This is a genomic window from Haloarcula sp. JP-Z28 (assembly GCF_011440255.1).
Taxonomy (GTDB): domain Archaea; phylum Halobacteriota; class Halobacteria; order Halobacteriales; family Haloarculaceae; genus Haloarcula; species Haloarcula marismortui.
The window spans coordinates 1-3,671 of the sequence record NZ_JAAOHT010000135.1; the positions used below are offsets into that span (position 1 = coordinate 1).

At 49.1% G+C, this 3,671-nt stretch carries 1 protein-coding gene and 2 pseudogenes; 2 read left to right on the top strand and 1 reads right to left on the bottom strand.

Annotated features, from left to right (window positions below):
- Positions 1-124 precede the first annotated feature (124 nt).
- Both G9463_RS23385 and G9463_RS24210 read left to right on the top strand, forming a co-directional pair.
- A pseudogene (locus G9463_RS23385) lies at positions 125-721 on the top strand (transposase); the annotation flags it as partial.
- A 409-nt stretch (positions 722-1,130) separates the two neighbouring features.
- A pseudogene (locus G9463_RS24210) lies at positions 1,131-1,247 on the top strand (zinc ribbon domain-containing protein); the annotation flags it as partial.
- A gap of 177 nt (positions 1,248-1,424) precedes the next feature.
- Here G9463_RS24210 and G9463_RS23395 read toward each other — a convergent pair.
- The gene (locus G9463_RS23395) at positions 1,425-3,245 is read right to left on the bottom strand and encodes a hypothetical protein (protein WP_370458001.1); all 1,821 of its coding nucleotides are present in this window, start codon (positions 3,243-3,245) and stop codon (positions 1,425-1,427) included.
- Positions 3,246-3,671: the final 426 nt, after the last annotated feature.

A 3,671-nucleotide genomic window follows, 5' to 3' on the forward strand; every position in this document is an offset into this window, starting at 1 on the left:
TGACTAGCTGCCGACACTGCTCAACGAAGTCGAGGAGATCGACTTCCATAGCCAGAATTGATTTCCTCGGCTTCGTCCTTCTAACCCGTGATAACCGCCGATTAGATCGCTATTCAACGCGGCAGATCCAACCACGTTCTACCACTCACTCGACCGGTATGCGATGTACATCTGGCGGGCGTTGCTGCGCGTTTCAGCGCAGCAACTCCCGCAATCAGGCCACGTTGCCTTGGACAGCACATTCATCGAGCGGCAGCAGGCTTCTCAACACTACCTCCAACGCTGTGGCCGGCGCGTAAAAACGATCAAAGCGACGACGCTGACCGATACAGAGTCGTTAGCAGTGCTGGACGTACATTGCTGTATCGAGCGTGAACACGACACGAAGGCTGGACCGCGGGTCGTCCACCGGAACGCGGACGACCTGCGGCCTGTCGCCGCCGACAATGGGTTCCAAGACTGGAACAGGGAATACCAAGTTGCTGCGCTCAATGTCCAGTATCTCGTTCACTACCGCGGATCTTCGATGATGGCAACCGCCAATAACGCACTCATCCGAGCAAAGGGCTACACGCAACGCTGGATGGCTGAAACAACGTGCTCCTCGGTCAAGCGAACGCAGGCCGCTGCCCTGCGTTCGCGGTTCTGGTACCGACAGTTCCGTGAAATCGTTCTTCTCTTCGCTCTCAACAACACCAAGAAACTCGCTAGAACGCTCTAATCGTCTTTCTGTCTTGCAGTTTCAATAGAGCACACTAGACGACTCCTATGACCAGCGCGTGCGCAAAGTGAGTCTTTGCACCTCACGGCGACGCTCTAATTGAGACAGCGATACCTCTATCTTTTTGTCGACCTGCGTACGTTTCTAATATGGGTTGCGGTAACTCTTGGATCTATTATCCGTTGTGACAGACCGCAACCCCGCGCCAGGGCCTGCTTTTACGCAGGTACATGATGGCGCAAGTACGTGATTGTGACTGCCGAGCGATTGATATGTACGCCTTTGGACATTTAGGATCGACGCGTGCTAATTGACAGCAGGTGGAAACGGCGGGCTATATCGGGATGTAGGAATCCATCGGCTTCAAGTCGGCTCGGCGTACACGTCATAGCGGCGTTCTGATTGCGGATTCACGGTAGATGAGAATCACTTGTCGCGCAACGACTTCCAGTGCATGAACTGTGGATTGGAAGCGAATTCAGATCACAACGCGGTAAAGAATATCCGTATACGGTATGCCCGTTGAGGCCAACAGTCGTCTTGGCGGACTGGCGACAGTCAACTTGTCCTGAAGTCTGAAACGTTGAAACCGAACGCCGGATTTACCGGCTACCTCGATGGGTTCAATCCCGAGTTCACGGACGAGCCCTACCCTCTACGAGTGAAGTCGTCAGACTGAGCAAAGTAGGGTGGGGTAGTTGAGTTAGTACCCGAGGTAGATAGCTAACGATTTGAGGATTAAGTACCCACCTATGACGATGCTACCGAATACGATTAGTCCGTTTCGAACCAAATCCAGAGGAACAAGTCCCGAATCCTCACTAACACTAATTTTTCCGGCAGGAGCGCTACCAACCTGTAGTGAGACATTTCCGGGTTTATTTGCAGTATACTGGAGACTCATATTTATAGTCGAATTCTTAGGAATCGTCTTATTTTGAGTGTAGATTACCTCCCCATTGGCAGCTACTGGAACCACTACGTCCTGATTTATTCTCCTTCTGCTCTCGATGGAGGCATTAACGGTAACAGTATCACCAAGCTGTATTTGCGTTTGATTTATTTTGGCAACAACTACCGAGACACCAGTTGCCTCTATTGCCGTGCTGGCCGGTATTTCAGTTGGTTCAGTCGTGGCTCCTGTTGTTGTGGCAGTAATCGTCTCTTGTATTGCTTCATCTGTACCTGGTGTGTTTGAGCTGTTCGAGTCGTTACTACTCTCATTACTCACAGCCCGTGTCTCGGTAGCGGTTTGAGCTGACCTCTCATCAGCTAACGAGGACTCATTAATAAATACCTTTTCAGATCTATTATCAGCTACTAGTACATTAGTATGTAGCTCCCCCTCTGAGTCAGTGGCACTCACTTGTACTTGGGTTCGGCCACCGGCCAAGGCAATAATCTCACCAATATCAACCCGCTCTCGCACGGTACCGCTATAGATTAACTGGAGGTCAACTATATCATTGGTAGTGAGATTGATTGTTTCAACACTTACACGCGTGATCTCGCCCTGAATTACTGCGGCTTGGAGGCTTAGGTTGCCATTTGTTATTTGGGTCTGATTGCGGTAGATAGTTATTTTCGGCTCAATCTGTCTGTTGTAGGTAATCGTAGCTGACTCTGAGGCGCTATTGCCGTCGCGATCTGTTGCAGTGACACTAATGTTGTTCTTTCCCTCATCTAAGCTGATGTTTCTGCTTATCTTAGTTGATAATAGGCTCGGGTCTGGTTCTGGATTGCTCTCTGTAATTGGCCGAAATCCTGTCCCATCAGGCCGTTCTACCGTCACCGTCTGGAGTTGGACATTGTCGGTGACTGACACCTGCATCTCAACCTGCTGGTTGAATGTTCTGTTCGGCACTGTCAGGCTTATTTTCGGGTTTTCGCTATCAGAGACAGAGATTGTGAATTCATGGCGTCTAACGTTCCCCATCTCATCTGTGTATCGGGCTAGCAGTTCGTTCTCGCCACTGCCAAGAAACAGCTGTTGGTTGAACCTATTGCCAGGATTGTTGATTCTATAGGTTCTAACAGACTGACCGCTTGATGCGTTAGAGCTATGTTGATATGTCCGACGGATGCTTACAGTGTTAACCCCGGTAGTATCTGATATATTCCCAGATAAGTTCACATAGGCATTCTCTACGGTTACGTTGCTTGGCGAGGATCTACCACTATATCTCTGAACTGGACTTGTATACTCTATAACTGGTGGTATACTATCTTGTACGATTGTATAATTGAATGTGGTGACCCTATCTGAACTAACGATTATTTCCACATTTTGCTCTCCGTCTCCGGTATCGGGAGTGGTTGTCTTTGAGAAGGTATTGGATTTTGGCTCATACGTTTTGACAACATCTCCATCTATTCGAATCTCGACAACAGTAATCATTGAGTCCGCAGCTGCGTTGATATTGATTGTCACCTCATCAGTAGTTTTGATTGTTTCTCCCTCCGATATCTCTCCACTTGCTGTTGAAACAGTGACCACCGGCTCAGCAGTTGCTGTTCCCGCCACTGTTGTGGACAACAGAACTATAATGATAAAAATTCTCATTATATGTCGTAGAGCAACTTTCTGCATATATCATGAACTCCGTATGCAATCATAGCCGTTTGATACTATTAATCAGTTTGCGTGTACGCTTAATGCATCGGTCAGTTCGGAACCCACTGCCAGTAGTTGACCAGTGCTCCTATGTAGGGAAGCCGCGCCGTTGACTGCGCGGAGACTGCTACCTGTCGCATTCTCAGCAAATGTCAACACCGAGTCTAGTCCATGACGAAGATATGCAGTAACTCGACTTCGAAATGCCATCAGTCGATCACATTGACAGCCGCGTAACCCCGTTTGATGGCGGTGAACCAAACCGAACTAGCTGTGGAGCATCTTCGAACCGTTGGTGAGCATGATTTTCGGGATGGACCGTCGCTGTCGGCGGCG